This window comes from Streptomyces sp. NRRL F-5123 (assembly GCF_000721495.1).
Lineage (GTDB): Bacteria > Actinomycetota > Actinomycetes > Streptomycetales > Streptomycetaceae > Actinacidiphila.
Genome location: NZ_JOHY01000230.1, coordinates 1 through 225, shown reverse-complemented (window position 1 = coordinate 225; position 225 = coordinate 1). Strand labels below are relative to the sequence as shown.

At 65.3% G+C, this 225-nt stretch carries 1 pseudogene; it reads left to right on the top strand.

The features are described from left to right. Positions 1-225: pseudogene (locus IH54_RS0139070) on the top strand (hypothetical protein); the annotation flags it as partial.

Below are 225 nucleotides of genomic sequence, written 5' to 3'. Positions count from 1 at the left end.
AATTTCTTCGACCCCGAGCTGATGGGCGCCCTGCCTGATGGGTGCGTGTCAGGGACCTCGGTCGAGGACTGGCAATTGGTGTTCGATCTGGTCCGGTCGTGCGGCTGGGCATGGGAATACTCGACCGACGGCGTCGTTGGTCCGCTGCCCTCCGCGGCAGAGACGCTGACGCATCATGCCGACGCGGTGCTTGCCGAGTTGCATGTCTGGCCGGTACCGGGCGTG